This window comes from Arthrobacter sp. AL05, from assembly GCF_029960715.1.
Classification (GTDB): Bacteria; Actinomycetota; Actinomycetes; order Actinomycetales; family Micrococcaceae; genus Arthrobacter.
The window spans coordinates 258107-275357 of record NZ_JASBRC010000004.1; the positions used below are offsets into that span (position 1 = coordinate 258107).

The 17251-nt window shown below is 65.9% G+C and carries 19 protein-coding genes; 14 read left to right on the top strand and 5 right to left on the bottom strand.

Annotated features, from left to right (window positions below; translation table 11 throughout):
- The first annotated feature begins 80 nt into the window (after positions 1 to 80).
- The 3 genes from coaA to mscL all read left to right on the top strand — a co-directional run bounded on the left by coaA (position 81) and on the right by mscL (position 2466).
- Positions 81 to 1046, top strand: coding sequence for a type I pantothenate kinase (coaA, locus tag QK287_RS07515; RefSeq protein ID WP_226774610.1), 966 nt, complete (start codon positions 81 to 83; stop codon positions 1044 to 1046).
- Positions 1047 to 1051: 5 nt separating this feature from the next.
- Positions 1052 to 1957 (top strand): M15 family metallopeptidase, encoded by a 906-nt coding sequence (locus tag QK287_RS07520; RefSeq protein WP_282359731.1) that lies wholly within the window; start codon positions 1052 to 1054, stop codon positions 1955 to 1957.
- A 101-nt stretch (positions 1958 to 2058) separates the two neighbouring features.
- Positions 2059 to 2466, top strand: coding sequence for a large conductance mechanosensitive channel protein MscL (gene mscL, locus QK287_RS07525; RefSeq protein WP_253032200.1), 408 nt, complete (start codon positions 2059 to 2061; stop codon positions 2464 to 2466).
- Between the two features lie 64 nt (positions 2467 to 2530).
- Here the strand turns inward: mscL and glmM are convergent, their stop codons facing one another.
- The 3 genes from glmM to rplM all read right to left on the bottom strand — a co-directional run bounded on the left by glmM (position 2531) and on the right by rplM (position 5032).
- Positions 2531 to 3892 carry a phosphoglucosamine mutase gene (gene glmM, locus QK287_RS07530; RefSeq protein ID WP_282359732.1) on the bottom strand — a complete coding sequence of 454 codons (1362 nt, stop codon included), beginning with the start codon at positions 3890 to 3892 and terminating at the stop codon, positions 2531 to 2533.
- A 150-nt stretch (positions 3893 to 4042) separates the two neighbouring features.
- A complete protein-coding gene (rpsI, locus tag QK287_RS07535; RefSeq protein WP_069949264.1) occupies positions 4043 to 4552 on the bottom strand; it encodes a 30S ribosomal protein S9 in 510 nt (169 codons plus the stop codon).
- 36 nt (positions 4553 to 4588) lie between these two features.
- Positions 4589 to 5032: a 50S ribosomal protein L13 gene (gene rplM, locus QK287_RS07540; protein ID WP_024367145.1), complete on the bottom strand. Its 444-nt coding sequence runs from the start codon at positions 5030 to 5032 to the stop codon at positions 4589 to 4591.
- Between the two features lie 308 nt (positions 5033 to 5340).
- Between rplM and QK287_RS07545 the strand changes: the two genes are divergently transcribed.
- The 10 genes from QK287_RS07545 to QK287_RS07590 all read left to right on the top strand — a co-directional run bounded on the left by QK287_RS07545 (position 5341) and on the right by QK287_RS07590 (position 13693).
- A complete protein-coding gene (locus QK287_RS07545; RefSeq protein ID WP_282359735.1) occupies positions 5341 to 6006 on the top strand; it encodes an A24 family peptidase in 666 nt (221 codons plus the stop codon).
- A gap of 173 nt (positions 6007 to 6179) precedes the next feature.
- A complete protein-coding gene (locus tag QK287_RS07550; RefSeq protein ID WP_226774605.1) occupies positions 6180 to 6386 on the top strand; it encodes a Flp family type IVb pilin in 207 nt (68 codons plus the stop codon).
- A gap of 86 nt (positions 6387 to 6472) precedes the next feature.
- Entirely contained in the window at positions 6473 to 6853 is a 381-nt protein-coding gene (locus tag QK287_RS07555; protein WP_226774604.1) for a TadE family protein, read from the top strand.
- The gene (locus QK287_RS07560; RefSeq protein WP_226774603.1) at positions 6841 to 7761 is read left to right on the top strand and encodes a pilus assembly protein TadG-related protein; all 921 of its coding nucleotides are present in this window, start codon (positions 6841 to 6843) and stop codon (positions 7759 to 7761) included. Before QK287_RS07555 ends, QK287_RS07560 begins: the two co-directional genes overlap by 13 nt.
- 11 nt (positions 7762 to 7772) lie before the next feature.
- Entirely contained in the window at positions 7773 to 8510 is a 738-nt protein-coding gene (locus QK287_RS07565) for a Flp pilus assembly protein CpaB (protein ID WP_226774602.1), read from the top strand.
- Entirely contained in the window at positions 8507 to 9712 is a 1206-nt protein-coding gene (locus QK287_RS07570) for an AAA family ATPase (RefSeq protein ID WP_282359736.1), read from the top strand. Before QK287_RS07565 ends, QK287_RS07570 begins: the two co-directional genes overlap by 4 nt.
- The gene (locus QK287_RS07575; RefSeq protein WP_282359737.1) at positions 9709 to 11283 is read left to right on the top strand and encodes a CpaF family protein; all 1575 of its coding nucleotides are present in this window, start codon (positions 9709 to 9711) and stop codon (positions 11281 to 11283) included. Before QK287_RS07570 ends, QK287_RS07575 begins: the two co-directional genes overlap by 4 nt.
- Positions 11284 to 11296: 13 nt before the next feature.
- Positions 11297 to 12229, top strand: coding sequence for a type II secretion system F family protein (locus QK287_RS07580; RefSeq protein ID WP_282359738.1), 933 nt, complete (start codon positions 11297 to 11299; stop codon positions 12227 to 12229).
- Between the two features lie 26 nt (positions 12230 to 12255).
- Positions 12256 to 13140, top strand: a complete 885-nt coding sequence (locus tag QK287_RS07585; protein WP_282359739.1) for a type II secretion system F family protein — start codon at positions 12256 to 12258, stop codon at positions 13138 to 13140.
- A gap of 88 nt (positions 13141 to 13228) precedes the next feature.
- Positions 13229 to 13693: an Hpt domain-containing protein gene (locus tag QK287_RS07590; RefSeq protein WP_282359740.1), complete on the top strand. Its 465-nt coding sequence runs from the start codon at positions 13229 to 13231 to the stop codon at positions 13691 to 13693.
- On the opposite strand, the gene QK287_RS07595 is transcribed toward QK287_RS07590, so the two are convergent.
- Positions 13690 to 14460: a response regulator transcription factor gene (locus QK287_RS07595; RefSeq protein WP_282359741.1), complete on the bottom strand. Its 771-nt coding sequence runs from the start codon at positions 14458 to 14460 to the stop codon at positions 13690 to 13692. The genes QK287_RS07590 and QK287_RS07595 overlap by 4 nt on opposite strands.
- 213 nt (positions 14461 to 14673) lie before the next feature.
- Here QK287_RS07595 and QK287_RS07600 point away from each other — a divergent pair, with 213 nt between their 5' ends.
- On the top strand, positions 14674 to 16335 hold the full coding sequence (locus QK287_RS07600) for a PAS domain-containing sensor histidine kinase (RefSeq protein WP_282359742.1): 1662 nt from the start codon (positions 14674 to 14676) through the stop codon (positions 16333 to 16335).
- Here the strand turns inward: QK287_RS07600 and QK287_RS07605 are convergent.
- The gene (locus QK287_RS07605; RefSeq protein ID WP_282359743.1) at positions 16332 to 17240 is read right to left on the bottom strand and encodes a tRNA pseudouridine synthase A; all 909 of its coding nucleotides are present in this window, start codon (positions 17238 to 17240) and stop codon (positions 16332 to 16334) included. The genes QK287_RS07600 and QK287_RS07605 overlap by 4 nt on opposite strands.
- Between the last annotated feature and the right edge of the window lie 11 nt (positions 17241 to 17251).

Here is a 17251-nt window from a genome sequence, read left to right on the forward strand (position 1 = left end):
GGCCCGCCACCCCCCTGCTGCGCGGCGGTCCGCTGACGGTCCATTTCGCTCTCGGCCCGGCGGAGGGCAGAATCTCTAGGGTGACTTTGCAACGCAATGATGCGAACGGCGACGGCGTCTCCCCGTTCGTGGAGCTGGACCGGCAGACCTGGTCCCGGCTCGCTGCCCAGATGGAGCAGCCCCTCAACCGGGAGGACGTGCTCCGTCTCCGTGGCCTCGGCGACCCCCTGGATATAAAGGAAGTCCGCGAGGTCTACCTCCCCTTGTCCCGGCTGCTGCATTTGTATGTCGAGGCGGCGGGCCAGCTCCATGCCGCGACCACGACGTTCCTGGGTGAGCAGACCCAGCGCACGCCGTTTGTGATCGGCGTCGCCGGCTCGGTCGCCGTGGGCAAATCGACAATCGCCCGGGTACTCCGCGAGATGCTCCGCCGGTGGCCCGGTACCCCCAACGTGGAGCTGATCACCACCGACGGTTTCCTGTACCCGCTGGCCGAACTCAAGCGGCGGCAGCTGCTGGAACGGAAGGGATTCCCCGAATCCTACGACCGCCGCGCCCTGCTCCGCTTTGTGAGCGAGATCAAGGGCGGGGCCGAAGAAGTCCGGGCACCCTGGTACTCCCATGTAACGTACGACATCGTCCCGGGCAAGGAAGTGGTGGTGCGCCGCCCCGATGTGCTGATCGTTGAGGGGCTGAACGTGCTGGCGCCGGCCAGGCCGCGCCAGGACGGCCGGCAGGGGCTGGCGCTGAGTGACTTCTTCGACTTTTCCATCTATGTTGACGCCAAAACCTCCTATATAGAGGAGTGGTACGTGGACCGCTTCCGCACCCTTAGGACCACGGCGTTCGCGCAGCCGGAGTCCTACTTCCACCGCTATGCCACGCTCTCGGATGCCGAGGCGGAACAGACTGCCCGGGATATCTGGAAACGCATCAACGAACCAAACCTCGAAGAGAACGTGCTCCCCACCAGGGGCCGTGCACAGCTGGTCCTCACCAAGGACGCAGACCACTCCATCCGCCGTATGCTGCTCCGCAAGGTGTAGCACACGTGTGCCATGACGGTTCGGCCGCGCCGCAGCCGGCACCGGAGTCAGCCGCCGGCCCCGGCAGGCGGGCTTTCAGCCGGCTCCTGCTGGCCGGCTCGGGCCTCGCGGTCCTCAGCGCCTGCGCTCCCGAAGGGATCCGGCCGCCGCCGTCCGTGTCGGCAACGCCGCCGGCAGCCACCGGGGGGACGGTTTCGGCGACGGCTGCGGCAGGGATTCTGCCGGACAGTCCCGCAGCCACCGAGCCAACAGCAGCAGCTCCGGCCCCGTCCCCGGCCCCCGCGGTGTCCACTGCGGCACCCCCGGCCCGGCACTCACTCACCGACCCGGCGAGCCCGTGGGTCATCGTGAACAAGCACCGGCCACTTTCCCCCGCCGACTTCGCTCCGGCCGGCCTCGTCCAGCCGCGCGTGCGCCTGGCCACCTCCGGCGAAGCGGCGCTACTGAACAGCACGACGGCGGCAGCAGCGGAAGAGATGTTTGCTGCGGCTGCGGCCGACGGCATCTCCATCACCCTGGCCAGCGGGTACCGCTCCTTCGCCACCCAGATCGCGACTTATAACAAGTGGGTGGCTGCGGAGGGGCAGGCCGGTGCGGATACCGCCTCCGCCCGGCCGGGCTATTCGGAACACCAGACGGGCTGGTCCTTCGACATCGGCGACGGCAGCGGGCAGGACAGCTTCACCCCCGCATTCGCCACGCAACCGGCAGCACTTTGGGCCAAGGCCAACGCCCATCGGTTTGGTTTTGTGGTGCGCTACCCGTGGATGTTCCACGAGCGAACCGGCTACTACTACGAACCCTGGCACCTGCGCTACGTGGGCGTGGAAGCGGCGGTCGATATGAACACCCGGGGCGTTGCGACTCTCGAGGAGTACTTCGGCCTCGAAGCGGCGCCGGGCTACCGGTAGGCCGGGTGCCTGGACCCGAGCTCCGGAGCGGCCGACCGACACGCTACGGGAACTAACCTCCCTGATACGGGGTGTTCACACAGGCGGGCTATTTTGAGTACATGCTAACCGGGTTCAAGAACTTTATTCTCAAGGGCAACGTCGTAGACCTTGCCGTCGCAGTCGTCATCGGCGCCGCTTTTGGCGCCGTGGTAACGGCACTAGTCCAGAGCGTGCTGATGCCGTTCATTGCAGGCCTGGTGGGTTCGCCCAACTTTGACAGTTTCGCCGTTGTTACCTTGAACGGAAATGACATCAAGTTCGGTGTGCTGCTGACCGCGATCGTCAACTTCCTCCTGATCGCGGCAGCTATCTACTTTGTTGTCGTCGTCCCCATGAACCACATGATCGAACGACGCAACCGCCGCCTCGGCATCAACGCCGACGTCAAGGCAGAAGCAGCCGAGGATCCCCAGATCGCCCTGCTCACCGAGATCCGCGACGCGCTCCAGAGCGGGCGCGCCAGCTAAAGGCGCCGCACGCAGTTGTGGCGTGTCCCCGCGGGGGACACGCCACAACTGCGTGCGGGAAAGCTCAGTCGGCGACGAGCTCCAAGGCCAGCTCGGTCCGGACCACCTGGGCAAGGCGCTCCGCGACGTGCTGGGCCGTGTCCTGGGACTCGGCCTCAACCATCACCCGGACCACAGCCTCGGTGCCTGAGGGGCGCAGCAGGACCCGTCCGGTGTCTCCGAGCTCGGCCTCAGCCCGCGCAACGGCTTCAGCCACTGCGCCGTCGCCCTTGACCCGCGCGCGGTCCACTCCCCTGACGTTGATCAGGACCTGCGGAAGTTTGGTCATCACCGCGGCCAGTTCCTTCAACGGACGGCCGGTCAGTGCCACCTGGGCGGCAATCTGCAAGCCGGTGAGGACGCCGTCGCCGGTGGTGGCATGGTCGGCGAAGATCACGTGGCCGGACTGCTCGCCGCCAAGGTTGTAGCCGCCTTCGCGCATCCCTTCCAGGACGTAGCGGTCGCCCACTCCTGTTTCGCGCAGGCTGATGCCGGCTTCGCGCAGCGCGATCTTGAGGCCGAGGTTGCTCATCACTGTCGCGACGAGGACGTCGTCCTTGAGCTTGCCGGAGGCTTTCAGCGCAACGGCGAGGATGGCCATAATCTCATCGCCGTCCACTTCACCGCCTTCGTGGTCAACGGCCAGGCAGCGGTCCGCATCGCCGTCATGCGCAATCCCGAGGTCCGCACCGTGCTCCAGGACTGCTTGCTTGAGCGGTCCCAGATGGGTGGAGCCAACGCCGTCGTTGATGTTCAGGCCGTCCGGTTCCGCGCCGATAACAACAACGTCAGCGCCGGCGTCCTTGAAGACCTGGGGGGAACAGCCACTCGCCGCACCGTGGGCACAGTCCAAAACGACCTTAAGACCGTCCAGGCGGTGTGGGAGGGTGCCGAGCAGATGGACGATGTAACGGTCCTCGGCGTCCGAGAAACGCTGGATCCGGCCAACATCGCCCCCGATCGGCCGGAATGGCTCTTTGCCGAGCTGTTCCTCGATGGCGTCTTCAACGGCGTCAGGGAGCTTCTGGCCGCCACGGGCAAAAAACTTGATGCCGTTATCCGGGGCAGGATTGTGCGAAGCGGAGATCATCACACCGAAGTCTGCGTCGAGATCTGCCACCAGATAAGCCGCGGCCGGGGTCGGCAGCACACCGGCGTCGTACACGTCGATCCCGGAGCTGGAAAGCCCCGCTTCGACGGCAGCTGCGATGAATTCACCACTGGCCCGGGGGTCCCGGGCGACCACGGCACGCGGCCGGGTCACGCTCGTATTACGGTCGTGGCCAAGCACCACTGCCGCGGCCTGGGCCAGCTGCATCGCCAGCTCGGCCGTCAGCAGGCCGTTCGCCAAACCCCGGACACCATCTGTTCCAAATAATCTAGACATCGGGTCAAGTTTAGACGATGGCGGGCCATCTTCCGCCCGTCGGGCCCCGCCGAGCCCGCGGCGCCGGCCGAATACCGGCCGTTGCGGAGGGCAAACGGCGAAAGCCCGCCCCGCCACAATGGGCGGAACGGGCTTTCGCGCCAGCGCAGTTTAGCGCTTGGAGTACTGCTGAGCCTTACGGGCCTTCTTGAGGCCGGCCTTCTTGCGCTCGATGACGCGGGCGTCACGACGCAGGTAACCGGCCTTCTTCAAGGTGGCCCGGTTGTTCTCGGTGTCGATCTCGTTCAGTGAACGGGCGATGCCGAGGCGCAGGGCACCGGCCTGGCCGGAAATTCCGCCACCGTGGATACGGGCGAAGACGTCATAGGCGCCATCAAGATCAAGGATCTTGAAGGGCTCGTTGACGTCCTGCTGGTGCAGCTTGTTCGGGAAGTAGTTGGCCAGTTCGCGGCCGTTGATGATCCACTTGCCGGTGCCGGGCACGATGCGAACGCGTGCGACGGCTTCCTTGCGACGGCCAACTGCTGCACCGGCAACCGTGAGGGCCGGGCGTTCCTTCTTGGGCGCTTCTGCTTCTGCAGGACCGCTTTCCGAGGTGTAGCTGGTCAGGTTTTCCTCAGCCACAACGGCCTCGGTGGTCAGTTCTTCGTTCTGAGCCACGATTCTCCTTGATAAAAAGTTGGTTGGTGGCCAGGACTACTGGGCGACCTGGGTGATTTCGTACGTCTTGGGCTGCTGGGCTGCGTGGGGGTGCTCTGCACCCTTGTAGACCTTCAGCTTGCCCAGCTGCTGTGCAGCGAGGGAGTTCTTCGGGAGCATGCCCTTGATGGCCTTCTCCACGGCGCGAACCGGGTTGGATTCCAGCAGCTCCGCGTAGGTGACCGAGGTCAGGCCGCCCGGGTAGCCGGAGTGGCGGTATGCGCGCTTCTGCTCCAGCTTGGCGCCGGTGAGGGCAACCTTTTCAGCGTTGATGATGATGACGAAATCGCCCATGTCCATGTGGGACGCAAAGGTGGCCTTGTGCTTGCCGCGCAGCAGGATTGCGGTCTGGCTGGCAAGACGACCAAGGACAACGTCGGTGGCGTCAATGACGTGCCACTGGCGGTTGATATCGCCGGGCTTCGGGGTGTACGTACGCACGGTGTTTGCCTCGTTCTTGTTCTGGCGTTCTTGTTTTAGGCGTCACACGAAGGTGCACCTACTATCTATGCGTTACCGGAACAGAGGTGAGGGCTCTATGTAACCAGTCATCCTGAGGTCTCGACTGTGCCCACCGGGTAGTCATCCTGCAACCGGATTCCCACGTGGGCACGCATCATCGAGAAGGACACGCACAACGACTACCAAGAATAGCCGAAGACGTGTCGCTGGGTCAAAATGGGGTGTCCCCGTGCACGGTGCACGGTCAGCCCGGCCCGCCCCCGTGCTGCTCCAGTCAGGGAGTCCTAGTGTCCTTATCAGGTATTGCAGCCAGCGCCGGGCCGCTCCTCGTCATTTCCGCGGGACTGTTCGGCCTGTTCGCGGCGATGCTCTCCGAGCTGGCGATCGCTCGCTCGCTCCCCCGCCTTGGCGTATTGCCGGCCAGATGGACACGAATTACGACGTCGGCCCTGACTGGCCTATTTTGCGTCGCCCTGGCACTCCGGTTCGGTGCGGTCTGGTCGCTGCCAGCCTTTCTGGTGCTTGGCGTGCTCGCCGTCCAGCTGGCCCGCATCGACCTCACTCTCCGCCTGCTGCCAAATCCACTCGTGGGCGCCTTGCTCGTGTCCGGCTTGGCGCTCTTCGCTGTCAGTAGCGTGGCCACGACCGATTGGTTCGGGTTTCTTCGCGCAGTGGCCGGGGCGGCGGTCTTGTTCGTTGTATTCCTGAGCCTGGCGCTCGTGTCGCCGCATGGCATCGGAATGGGCGATGTGAAGCTCGCCGCTCCTGTGGGCCTCCACCTGGGTTTCCTGGGTTGGAGCCAGGTACTTTACGGCGGCGCCCTGGGCTTCGTCATCGGGGGGATTGTCTCCCTAGTCGCGATCCGGCGGCAGGTACCGGGCCGAGCGGCTGAGGTTGCTTTTGGGCCCTCTCTGCTCGCGGCGGCCCTGGGGGTTGTTTTGTTCACGTCGTAGCCCGCGAGGAGCGCTCCATTTCCCAGCGTAGGCACAGGTCCAGCGCAGGAACAGCCCGTACGTCAAGCCTTTGCGCAGCTTGCGCGCAGCACCGGCCCGAAGCGTCCTGGCACGTTCTAACGTATATTCTGGAGCTGGCGCTGGGCCAGCCGCATCTCTCTTCAGGAGTCTTTATGTTCGCTCGTCTGGCAGCAAACCTGCACACCCTCGGTTTCACGCTCCAGTCCCGCCTTCGCAACGATGAAAAGGGCGCCACCGCGGTCGAATACGGCCTCCTGGTGGCCCTGATCGCCGTGGTCCTGATCGTCGGTGTCACCGCTTTCGGCAAAGACCTGAGCGCCTTCTTCACGGGCCTCAGCGCCAAGACCACGCTCAAGTAGCCGGCCCGGCCGGACAGCTGCCTCTCGAGGCGCTGCGGTGCCTCGGTTGATTGTGGCCGCATTCCCTACGTCTGCCGAAAGAAGCAATGGAACGATCATCCTCAGAGCGCGGCGCCGCCGCAGTCGAGTTCGCCTTGATCGTTCCGTTGCTTCTTTTGCTTCTTCTGGGGGTTATCGAGTTTGGCCGGGTCTTCAACGCCCAGCTGCAGCTGAGCGCCGCCGCCCGGGAATCGGTACGGGTGATGGCCATCCAGAAGCTGCCCGGCACGGCGATCAACACGGCGATCGCTGCGGCGCCAAACCTCAATCCCCGGCTCAACGCCGGGAACATCCAGGTCACGCCGGCGTCCTGCGCCGCCGCCACGGATGTAACGGTCACCATCACCTACTCCGTGGATCTGTTGTCCGGCCTCTTCGCCGACTCTGTCCCGCTGACCGGACGGGCGGTGATGCGATGCGGCGGCTGAACAGGCAGCTGAGGAACGGGGAAGACGGCGCCGTGGCCGTGATCATGGCAATTTTTATGGTGGTGTTGCTCGGCATGACCGCAATCGTGGTGGACGTCGGCATGATCTATGCGGAACGGTTCCAGCTACAGAACGGGGCCGACGCTGCGGCTCTGGCCATTGCTCAGGACTGCGCTGCGGGAAGATGCACCAATCCCGACGCCACGGCCACGCTGCTCGCCGGGAAGAACGCCCACGACGGGGTTTCCGCCGCCACGGCCGTCATTTCCGGGAACTCCGTGACGGTCCGGACCAGCACCGCCACCCCGGACGGCGGCAGCGCCGTCCGGCACTGGTTTGCCCCGGTCCTGGGCATCAAGTCCACCACGGTAGAGGCGGAGGCAAAGGCCTCGTGGGGCAGCCCGTCAAAAGCCACCGTTTTTCCGTTCACCGCCCCCCGTTGCATTTTCGATTCGGCACCCAAAGATGTTGAGCTTTGGATCACCAGTACCTCCACCTGCACCGGCGCAGGTGGCCAAACATTACCGGGCGCTTTTGGCTGGCTAGACGCAGACGCAAGGAATGACTGCCAGACTTCCGTCGACGTCCACCAGGTCATCGGCGGCGAGCCGGGCAAGAGCGGCCCCAAGGGATGCCACATTGATGGCACCACCATCCTCCTTCCGGTCTACGCCAGCGCCTCCGGCAACGGAAACAACGTGTCATACGTTATCGACGGTTTCGCCGCCCTCAAAGTGACCGCGCACAGCTGGCCGAGCGAGCAGCGATCGGAGGCTGGCTGCAATAAGTGCACGGGCGTCAAGGGCAAATTCATTACGCTGGTCTCCCTCGCGGATCTCCAGTCTTTCGGCGTTGAGGAGCTGGACGGAAAGTCCCTCAACGCCTTCTTCGTCGCGTTAACCCTGTAGGAGCAATCAGAGTGAACAGCAGAGTCCTGGCATCGGTAGCAGCCGTCGTGCTGGCAGTGGTCGGGAGCATCCTGCTGGTCTCCTACACCAACGGCGCAGAGCAGCGAGCTTTCGCTGGAGTCCAGACCTCCGAGGTGCTCATAGTCAGCGCGGCGGTGCCCGCCGGAACCCCTTCAGCCACGGTGCTGCAGAGCGCCACGCGGCAAGCTGTGCCCGCAAAGACTCTTGCGGCTGACGCCGTGTCCGATCCTGCAGCCATCAGCGGACTCGTCACAACCGTGGACCTGGTGCCCGGTGAACAGCTCCTGCGCACCCGATTCCGGGATCCGGCCACCACGACGGACCCGGGGACTGCCACTGTGCCGGCCGGGATGCAGGAGGTGTCGATCCTCCTGGCGCCGCAGCGCGCGGTGGGCGGACTGCTCAAGGCCGGGGACACCGTGGGGATCTTCATCTCCCTCGGTGCTGGCATAACCAAACCGCCGGCGGAAGTCACGCATCTGACGCTGCACAAAGTCCTAGTCACTGCCGTCCAGGGAGCAACCGCCCCTGTCACGGAAAAATCGAGCTCCGAAGCCAGCCCGGGGGCCGCATCCGAGAACTTGCTGGTGACCCTGGCACTGACCTCGGCAAACGCGGAGAAAGTTGTCTATGGACAGGAGTTCGGCACCATCTGGCTCTCCGGCGAACCCTCAACCGCCGGGGAAGACGGCACCCGCGAACTGAGCCGCGAGGGGATCTACAAGTGAGCCGTTACGTCGTCGTGACCGATGATCCTGGCCTGCCGGGCCGGATCGGGGCAGCCGCCACGGGGCCCTTGCAGGGGGACGTCCACCGCTGGCAGGGCGGCAGGCTTCCGGGGCGCCCTGCCGACGTTCGGAGCCAGTTGGAACGCCCCGCTGATCTCGAGGTTCTGATCCTTGGCCCGGGCATGCCGCTGGAGCTGGCGCTGACGCTCGCGACGGCGTTCGACGTAGAATGCCCCGAAGTGGCGGTACTCCTGGCGGCTCAGCCGGACCCCGGCGTTGTGCTGGCGGCGCTGCGCGCCGGAGTCCTTGACCTGCTGGAACCGGAGGCCGGTGCTGCCGAGATCGCGGCGCTGCTCCACCGTGCCGTGCGTAGCGCCGCTGTGCACCGCAGAGCTGTGCCCGTGGAACAGACCAAGGCTGCGACGCCTGCCGGGCGGGTCATCGCCGTCGTCTCACCCAAGGGCGGCGTCGGAAAGACGACTATCGCGAGCAATCTCGCAGTGGGCCTCGCCAGGTCAGCGCCGCACGGCGCAGTTTTGGTGGATCTGGATCTGCAGTTCGGCGACGTTGCCAGCGCACTCGCCATCTCCGCTGAACACTCGGTGTCCGACGCCGTACACGGTCCCGCGCGGCGGGACACCATGGTGCTCAAGACGTTCCTGAGCGCCCATCCCAGTGGTCTCTATGCACTCTGCGCCCCGGACTCCCCCGACGCCGCCGAGGGACTGACCGGCGAGGACGTTGCCCACCTGCTCGGCCAACTGGCCAGCCAGTACCGCTATGTTGTAGTGGACACCGCCCCCGGCCTGTCGGACCACACCCTTGCCGCCCTGGACCAAGCCACGGATTTCATCTTCGTCACCGGTCCTGATGTGCCGGGCGTCCGGGGCATGCGCAGGGAACTGGACGTGCTGGCCGAGCTGGGGATGCATCCGCTCAAGCGGCATATGATCCTCAACGGCGCGGACTTCAAGGCCGGCGTCTCACTGCGCGATGTGGAGACTGCGCTGGGAACCAGCGTGGACGTGGTGATACCGCGCTCCCGAGCGGTCGCTCTTTCCACCAACCAGGGATCCCCCCTGCTGAACGGAGCGGTCCGCGGACCGGCCACCAAAGCACTGCAAACATTGTTGGCCCGCTTCGTCGCCCCTGCAGTCCCGCCCCGGCGGTACGGGCCCCGGCACCGGGTAGGAGCCAAATGAACCTCGCCCAGCGCCTGCAGGCTGCCCGCGACACTGCCGGACAGCAGGCCCGTTACGAAGCACCCGCACGTCCTGACCGCCCCGCACCCGCATCCTCACTGATGCCCGCCCCGGACCCGACCTCTATCCCTGCCCCTGCGCCTGGCCCTGCACCGGTCCCGGTCCCGGTCAAGCGTGCGCCGGATGCCCGCTCCGTTCGCGCGGCAGGCACCACCCAGCCGGTTCCCCCGTCCGCCGCCGGGAGTCCCCGGAAGCCCGCGCCGGCGGAGGCCGCCCCGGCCCGGGACGCCCTGGCCAAGTTGAAAGATCGGGCCGGTTCCATTTTGTTCGAACGGCTGGGCACCCGGCTGATTGATACGTCCCTGACCGAGGATCAGCTGCACGCGCTGGTGCAGCAAGAGCTCATCGAGGTGGTCGAGGCCGAGCAGGTGCCGCTGACCAAGGATGAAAGACAACGCCTGATCAAGGGCGTCAGCGATGATGTCCTGGGCTACGGACCCCTGCAGCGCCTCCTTGACGACGAGAGCATCACGGAGATCATGGTCAACGGCCCGGACATGATCTACGTCGAACAGGATGGGAAACTGACCCGCAGCAGGGTCCGTTTCGCCTCCGAAGCGCACCTCCGGAAGGTCATCGAGCGCATCGTTGCGCGGGTGGGACGGCGCATCGATGAATCCTCGCCCTTGGTGGACGCCCGGCTGGCCGACGGATCCAGAGTCAACGCCGTTGTCCCGCCGCTGGCCGTCAACGGGTCGTCACTGACCATCCGCAAATTCGCCACCGACCCCTTCCAGGTCCACGACCTCATCAGCTTCGGCACGCTGTCCCCGGAAATGGCCGAGCTCCTCGACGCCTGCGTCAAAGCCCGCCTGAACATCATCGTCTCGGGCGGCACCGGGACGGGCAAAACCACGCTGCTCAACGTCCTGTCCAGCTTCATTCCGGAGGGCGAACGCATCGTCACCATCGAGGACGCCGTCGAGCTCCAACTGCAGCAGGACCATGTGGTCCGGCTGGAGAGCAGGCCCAGCAACATTGAGGGTAAAGGCGAAATCACCATCCGCGACCTCGTCCGCAACTCCCTCCGGATGCGGCCCGACCGGATCGTGGTGGGTGAGGTCAGAGGCGGAGAGACCCTGGACATGCTGCAGGCCATGAACACCGGCCACGATGGTTCCCTGTCCACGGTCCACTCAAACTCCCCCCGGGACGCCATCGCCCGGCTCGAAACCCTGGTACTGATGGCCGGGATGGACCTGCCGCTGCGCGCAGTCCGGGAACAGATCGCCTCCGCCGTGGACGTGATCGTCCAACTCACCCGGCTCCGCGACGGCACCCGCCGCGTCACCCATGTCACCGAAGTCCAGGGCATGGAAGGCGAGATCGTGACCCTTCAAGACGCATTTGTCTTCGACTACAGCGCCGGACTCGATGCCAACTGCCGTTTCCTCGGCAAGCCGATGCCCACCGGGGTCCGCCCGCGGTTTACGGACCGCTTCACGGAACTCGGCATAGAGCTCTCCCCCGGGATTTTCAATCCTGCTCCCGTATTGGCCCGGGCCCGATGACGAAGGCAAACTCATGGAAATGATCCTGGGATTTCTGTTGAGCTACGCGGCCCTGGGCGTTGCCGTTCTGTTCGTTGTGGCGCCGCGCCGACCGGCCACCCTGCTCAACCGGCGGGCCGCCACAGTTCCCGGCCGGAGTACCTTAGCCCGGGGTATGGGGGCCCGGGCAACTGCAGCCGTGGAATCCCTGTTGAAGAGGCGGAACTACACTGCAGCGGTGGCGGCATCGCTGGAACAGGCAGGCCTCAGTATGAAGGCCGCGGAGTTTGTGGTCCTCGGACTGGCCGGCGCGGCCATCATCGGCGCCGTAGCGCTGGCCGTGCTAGGTCCGCTTCCGGCGTTAATTCTCCTGCTACTCTCGCCGTTCGGTGCGCGCTTCATCCTGCGGTTCCTGGCATCGCGCCGCCGAGCAAAATTCGCCGCACAGCTCGACGAGACCCTGCAGCTTCTCGCCGGTGGCCTGCGCGCCGGCCACAGCCTGCTGCGCGCCATTGACGCGGTGGCCGGGGAAGCCGAGGCCCCCACCACCGCTGAGTTCGCACGGATCATCAACGAAACGAGGCTCGGCCGGGATCTGGGCGAGGCTCTGGACGACGCCGCCCTGCGCATGCGCTCGGAGGATTTTTCCTGGGTGGCCCAAGCCATCGCCATCCACCGGGAGGTTGGCGGCAACTTGGCTGACGTGCTGGACCAGGTGGGCCAGACCATCCGGGAGCGGAGCCAGATCCGCGGCCAGGTGAAGGCTCTCAGCGCCGAAGGGAAGATCTCGGCGCTGGTCCTGATGCTGCTGCCGGTGGCGATCACGGGAGCCTTGATGGTCATCAGCCCGGGGTACATGGATCCCATGGTGACCACACCGCTGGGCCTCACGATGGTCGGCGCCGCGGCAGTCCTCTTCAGTCTGGGCGGACTCTGGCTGCGCAAAGTCGTTCAGTTCAAGTTCTAGCGAAGGCCTGAGAGGAGAAGTTTCTTATGTCGGCAACGGCTATTGCAGCTATCGGATTGATCATGGCGGCTATTGCCCTGGCAACGTGGTCCGTCGTCGGCACCCGTGTCGCCGGGAAGGATTCCATCGTGGCAAACCTGTCCCGGGGGCTTGTTCCCGCCAAGAAGCCCGTCAAAGCGAGGAACTCGGTACTGGAGTCTTTCGCCGGACGGTTCACCCCCCGGCGTCTGGTGGCAAACCTGGACCGGCAGCTCGCCCTGGCGGGCCGTCCTCCCGCGTGGCCGCTCAAGCGCCTCATGGCCGCCAAATTCGCCGCCGCGGGCATCGCCGTCGTCGTCGGGTTACTGCTGATCAGAGGTGATCCCAGCGCCAAGACACTGTGGCTCTCGATCGCCGTAACCATGGTTGGCTATTTCCTCCCCGATCTCCTGATCTACAGCAGGGGGCTCGAGCGCCAGGCCACCATCGGACTGGAACTGCCGGATATGCTGGATCAGATGACCATCGCTGTGGAAGCCGGCCTGGGGTTCGATGCCGCCATGTCACGGACCGGCCAAAACGGAAAAGGACCACTGGCCGCCGAGCTGGTCCGGACCCTGCAGGATATGCACATCGGGATGTCTCGCCGCGAGGCGTACCTGGCCCTCGCGGACCGGACCGGCGCGCCGGACCTCCGTCGCTTCGTCAACGCCATCCTGCAGGCGGACCGGTACGGAATCTCGATTTCCGCGGTGCTCCGGACGCAGGCCAGCGAAATGCGGCGGAAGCGCCGGCAGCGGGCCGAGGAGCAAGCCATGAAGATCCCCGTCAAGGTCCTTTTCCCGCTCATGCTCTGCATCCTGCCCGTGCTCTTCATCGCACTGCTCGGCCCAGCCGTCATTAACGCCATCGCGACTTTCAGCGGCTTGTAAGGAGAAGTTCCTGCGGCAAGCCGAAAGGTTTCCGCAGGAACCCCCAGAACGCGGAGCGTGTCCGGGTGGAGGCAGTAACGTTGGGCACATGTGCATTACAAGTCCCCCAGAAGACGGCGGCGCGAACACTGCCCTCTCGGGCGAGGCCACCGCCAGCGGAGCCAGCCTGAACGTCCGCGAGGCGGCCGATCCAGCAGTTCCACCCCTCGTCGACCCTGCGGCGCTCCAGGATCTCGGTACCCAGCTGGACAGCCCTTCCGCAGCCAAAGGTTTCGCCAGAGACTACGCAAAGATGTGGGATCGCCGCTACAGCTGCCTGGCGTCGGCGCTGGGGCGCCGGGACCAGGCCGGCTCCCTGGAGGCTGTGCTGAGCCTTAGAACGTCCTCGGAGATGGTTGGCGGAGTACAACTGGCCGGGCTCGCCGCAGAACTTGAGGCTGCCATCCGAGCCGGCGACATGGACCGCGCCCGGTCCCTCCTGGCCGAAGTTGCCGAGAGCGGCAGCGACACCGTGGACGAACTGCAGTCCGGCTTCGTCCTCCGGGAAAGCTAGCCGCGCTGGGGTGCCAGCCGGTACCCCACACCGCGGATCGTCTGAAGCCAGCGCGGCTGCAGCGGATCCTCGCGCAGCTTCCGCCGAAGATTCCCGATATGGACCTCAACGGCCCGCTCGTCGGATTCACCGATATACGCGTCCGCGGCGTAGTACTCGCCCCGGACCACGCGGACCAGGTCAGACTTGGAGCGGACGGCACCGGCTCCCTTGAGCAGGGCATGCAGTAGATCGAACTCGCTGCGGGTAAGGCTGGTGGCCGCGCCGTCCACGGTGACCGTCCGGCTGTCCGGGTTAAGTTCCAGACCGTTGTGCCGGAGCATGGAATCCTGCGGCACAGCCGGGGCGGCGAAACCCGCAGCGACCGCAGTGCCGAGTGGTGCGCTGATAGTGTTCTGCCGGGGCCGCCGCATCATCGCCGCCACCCTGGCACGGAGTTCGCGGGGCCTGAAGGGTTTGGTCAAAAAATCGTCGGCGCCGGTGTGCAGCGCGGTGAGTGTGTCCATCTCGTCCGTTCGCGCTGTCAACATCACGACGTACGCATCACTGAACAGGCGGATCCGGCGCAGTACTTCGAAGCCGTCGATGTCGGGCAGCCCAACGTCCAAGGTGACGACGTCAGCGTCCAAGCGACGGACGACGTCCACCCCTTCCCGGCCGCGGGCTGCCAAATGGACGTCGAATCCCGCCTGGCTCAGTACGGCTTCGATCAGGTTTCGAACGTCTTCGTCGTCCTCAACGACGACAGCGACTCCAAGGTCAGTCATGGCGCCCCTCACATCAGGTCCTGCTCCATCTTCCGACGCGGACGCGCCGGCAATGCTGATCACACCGGCCCCCACCGGCATTGTCAGGATACCCACGGGGACGCGGAAAAGACGGTTCCGGCGCAGGAATAGAAGCCCAATTCCTAAGTGTTGAGTCAATCTTGTGTGACAGGAGGTGTAAAACTGGAGCAGCGAGGAAGGAGTAAGGCTTCAGTGAGTGAACAGCAACTGGTCCGAAGGGTGGACGGCTACTTCAGTGCCTTGGGGCCTCGGGTGCGGTCGCTGGCCTGCCAGCTGCCGCTGGCGGTGGCCATGGTCGCCGTCGTCCTGGCATCACCCGCCGGCTGGCAAGTGCTCTTCAGTGATCCGGTGTTTCTTTTCGCCGTGGCACTGCACACGGTGGCCCTGCTGGCATGCGTTGTGGTGCCGTGGGAACGTCTCGGACGGCTCGCCCCGCTGATGATCCCGCTTCTGGATCTCGTCGCGATCGGGTTCAGCGGCAGCCCCGCGGGCCTGTCCAGCGTCGGCGTGCTTTCCATCCTGCCGGTGGTCTGGATCTCCAGCTCCGGCTTGCCCACAGCTGCCTGCCTGTCCATCAGCTTCTTCGGGCCGCTTCTGGCCGTCCTGCCGTGGATCCCGGCCAACGCCGCCGGGCCGGACCGGATCGCAGTGCTGCTGCTCCTGCCGGGCACGGCGCTTGCCGTGTCGGTTGCCCTGCGATATGCCCGCCTGCGGGTGCACCAGGAGCAACGGCGAATCGAAGCCAAGGAGTCCCAGCTGCAGGCCTTGCTCGCTGCCAGCAGGGCACGCGAGCGGCTTCTCAAAACCATCCTGGACACTGTCGATGTTGGCATCGTCGCCGTCAACGCCGCGGGCGGGCGCCTGCTGACCAACAGCTGGCAAACGGCGTTGGAGGAATCCGCCACCCCTGCCGGCGCCGCGAAGGGTACGGACGAGTCACGGCTGCTGCTCACCGGGCAGGACCCTGAGACACCCCTCGCCCCGGAACGACGGCCGCTGCGGCGGGCGGCCTCCGGCGAGTGTTTCGCGGACTACCTGGTGCGCTTTGGCGAAGCCCCCGGCAACCGCGTGGTCTCCACTGGCGCGCGGCCGCTCAGGGACGACGACGGCGGATTCTGCGGCTCCGTCGTGGTGTTCACCGAGGTCACCGGACTGGTGGAGGCCCTCGCCGTCAGGGACGACATCGTCTCCACCGTCTCACATGAGTTCCGCACCCCGTTGACCTCGATCATCGGCAACCTGGACTTGGTCCTCGGTGATTCCGCGGAGCTCTCCACCACCACCGTGCGGCGGGTCGAAGTGGCCCAACGCAACGCCGAGCGCCTGCTGGCCCTTGTCTCGGACCTGTTGATGTCCGCGACCGCGACCGTCTACGTCCATCCGCGCCGGACTGACCTGACCAGCCTTGTGGAAGCGAGCCTCGGCTCGGCCCAAGCCCACGCCCACGCGTCCCGGGTCTTGCTGACCATGGACCTGCCGGACCCGCTCTGGGCCGATGTTGATCCGCTGCGGATCAGCCAGGCCCTGGACAACCTCGTCTCCAATGCCATTAAGTACTCACCCGGCGGCGGCAGCGTCCACGTCTCCGCCAGTACGGCGGAGGGGCTGGTGCTGCTGCACGTGGAGGATGCCGGAATGGGGATGACCGCCAGCGACGCCGAACGGATCTTCACCCGGTTCTTCCGCAGCCCCGCGGTTCGTGAGGGCCCGATCCCCGGGGCCGGGCTGGGCCTGTCCATCACCAAGGCGATCATTGAGGGCCACGGCGGTTCCCTTAGCTGCAACACGCGTCCGGGCTGCGGGAGCACCTTCACCATGGTCCTGCCCGCCGAGGCCGCCCCGCCGGCCTTCTAATCCACTGCGGGCTGCTCTCGGCGCCGCGCCCGGGTCAACTCGGCCCTAGCCAGCAGCCCGCTTGCCGAAGGGTAGGCCACTTCCTCCAGCACCAGTGGATGCGGGGCGGCCAGAACGGATTTGGCATCACGCTGGCGGGCCACCAGCCGCTCGAAGAGCCAGTCCGGCGTCTCGATGCCGGCCCCCACGAACAGCGCTGATCCAACCAACGACCGGACCATGTTGTGGCAAAACGCATCAGCCTGGACCGTGGCCACTAGTACCCCGTCGGCACCGCGGGCGAACTCGAAGCGCTGGAGCTCCCGGATGGTGGTGGCGCCCTGCCGCGGTTTGCAGTACGAACGGAAATCCTGGAGGCCCAGCAACTGGGAGGCACCCTCGTTGAGCAACACGACGTTCAACTGTTCCGGGTGCCACAGGGTGGAGCTCCGCCCCAATGGATCCCAGAGCGCCGGCCCGTCAGCAATCCGGTAGCTGTAGCGGCGCCAGAGCGCTGAGAACCGGGCGTCAAAGCCCTCCGGGGCGATGGCGACCCTATGGACCTCAATGGCGCCGGTGAGGTCGCCGAGACCACGGCTTAGGGAGCCGCGGAGGCGGCGGAGCAGGGCCACTGCGGGGTCCAGTTCCACGCCGCGGTTCAGGCCCGTCCACTCTGCCGCACTGAGGTCAACGTGCACGACCTGTCCGCGGGCGTGCACCCCGGCGTCGGTCCGCCCGGCGACGGTGACCCTGACGGGCCGGCGGATCAGCATCGCAATGGCGTCCTCGAGCGTGCCCTGGACAGTTCGCCGGCCGGGCTGGACGGCCCACCCGCTGAAGGGCCCGCCGTCGTACGCAAGATCCAGCCGGATACGCAAAAACCCGCCGCCCCCTCGGACGGGGGCAACGGGTTTCTGGTCGTTCATAGACTTAAGTC

Bases quoted from the DNA above. Each gene is read 5' to 3' on its own strand.
- QK287_RS07595 (WP_282359741.1), bottom strand. From the start codon at position 14,460: ATGACTGACCTTGGAGTCGCTGTCGTCGTTGAGGACGACGAAGACGTT.
- mscL (WP_253032200.1), top strand. From the start codon at position 2,059: ATGCTAACCGGGTTCAAGAACTTTATTCTCAAGGGCAACGTCGTAGAC.
- QK287_RS07590 (WP_282359740.1), top strand. From the start codon at position 13,229: ATGTGCATTACAAGTCCCCCAGAAGACGGCGGCGCGAACACTGCCCTC.
- QK287_RS07550 (WP_226774605.1), top strand. From the start codon at position 6,180: ATGTTCGCTCGTCTGGCAGCAAACCTGCACACCCTCGGTTTCACGCTC.
- QK287_RS07605 (WP_282359743.1), bottom strand. From the start codon at position 17,240: ATGAACGACCAGAAACCCGTTGCCCCCGTCCGAGGGGGCGGCGGGTTT.
- glmM (WP_282359732.1), bottom strand. From the start codon at position 3,892: ATGTCTAGATTATTTGGAACAGATGGTGTCCGGGGTTTGGCGAACGGC.
- QK287_RS07575 (WP_282359737.1), top strand. From the start codon at position 9,709: ATGAACCTCGCCCAGCGCCTGCAGGCTGCCCGCGACACTGCCGGACAG.
- QK287_RS07560 (WP_226774603.1), top strand. From the start codon at position 6,841: ATGCGGCGGCTGAACAGGCAGCTGAGGAACGGGGAAGACGGCGCCGTG.
- QK287_RS07585 (WP_282359739.1), top strand. From the start codon at position 12,256: ATGTCGGCAACGGCTATTGCAGCTATCGGATTGATCATGGCGGCTATT.
- QK287_RS07555 (WP_226774604.1), top strand. From the start codon at position 6,473: ATGGAACGATCATCCTCAGAGCGCGGCGCCGCCGCAGTCGAGTTCGCC.
- QK287_RS07580 (WP_282359738.1), top strand. From the start codon at position 11,297: ATGGAAATGATCCTGGGATTTCTGTTGAGCTACGCGGCCCTGGGCGTT.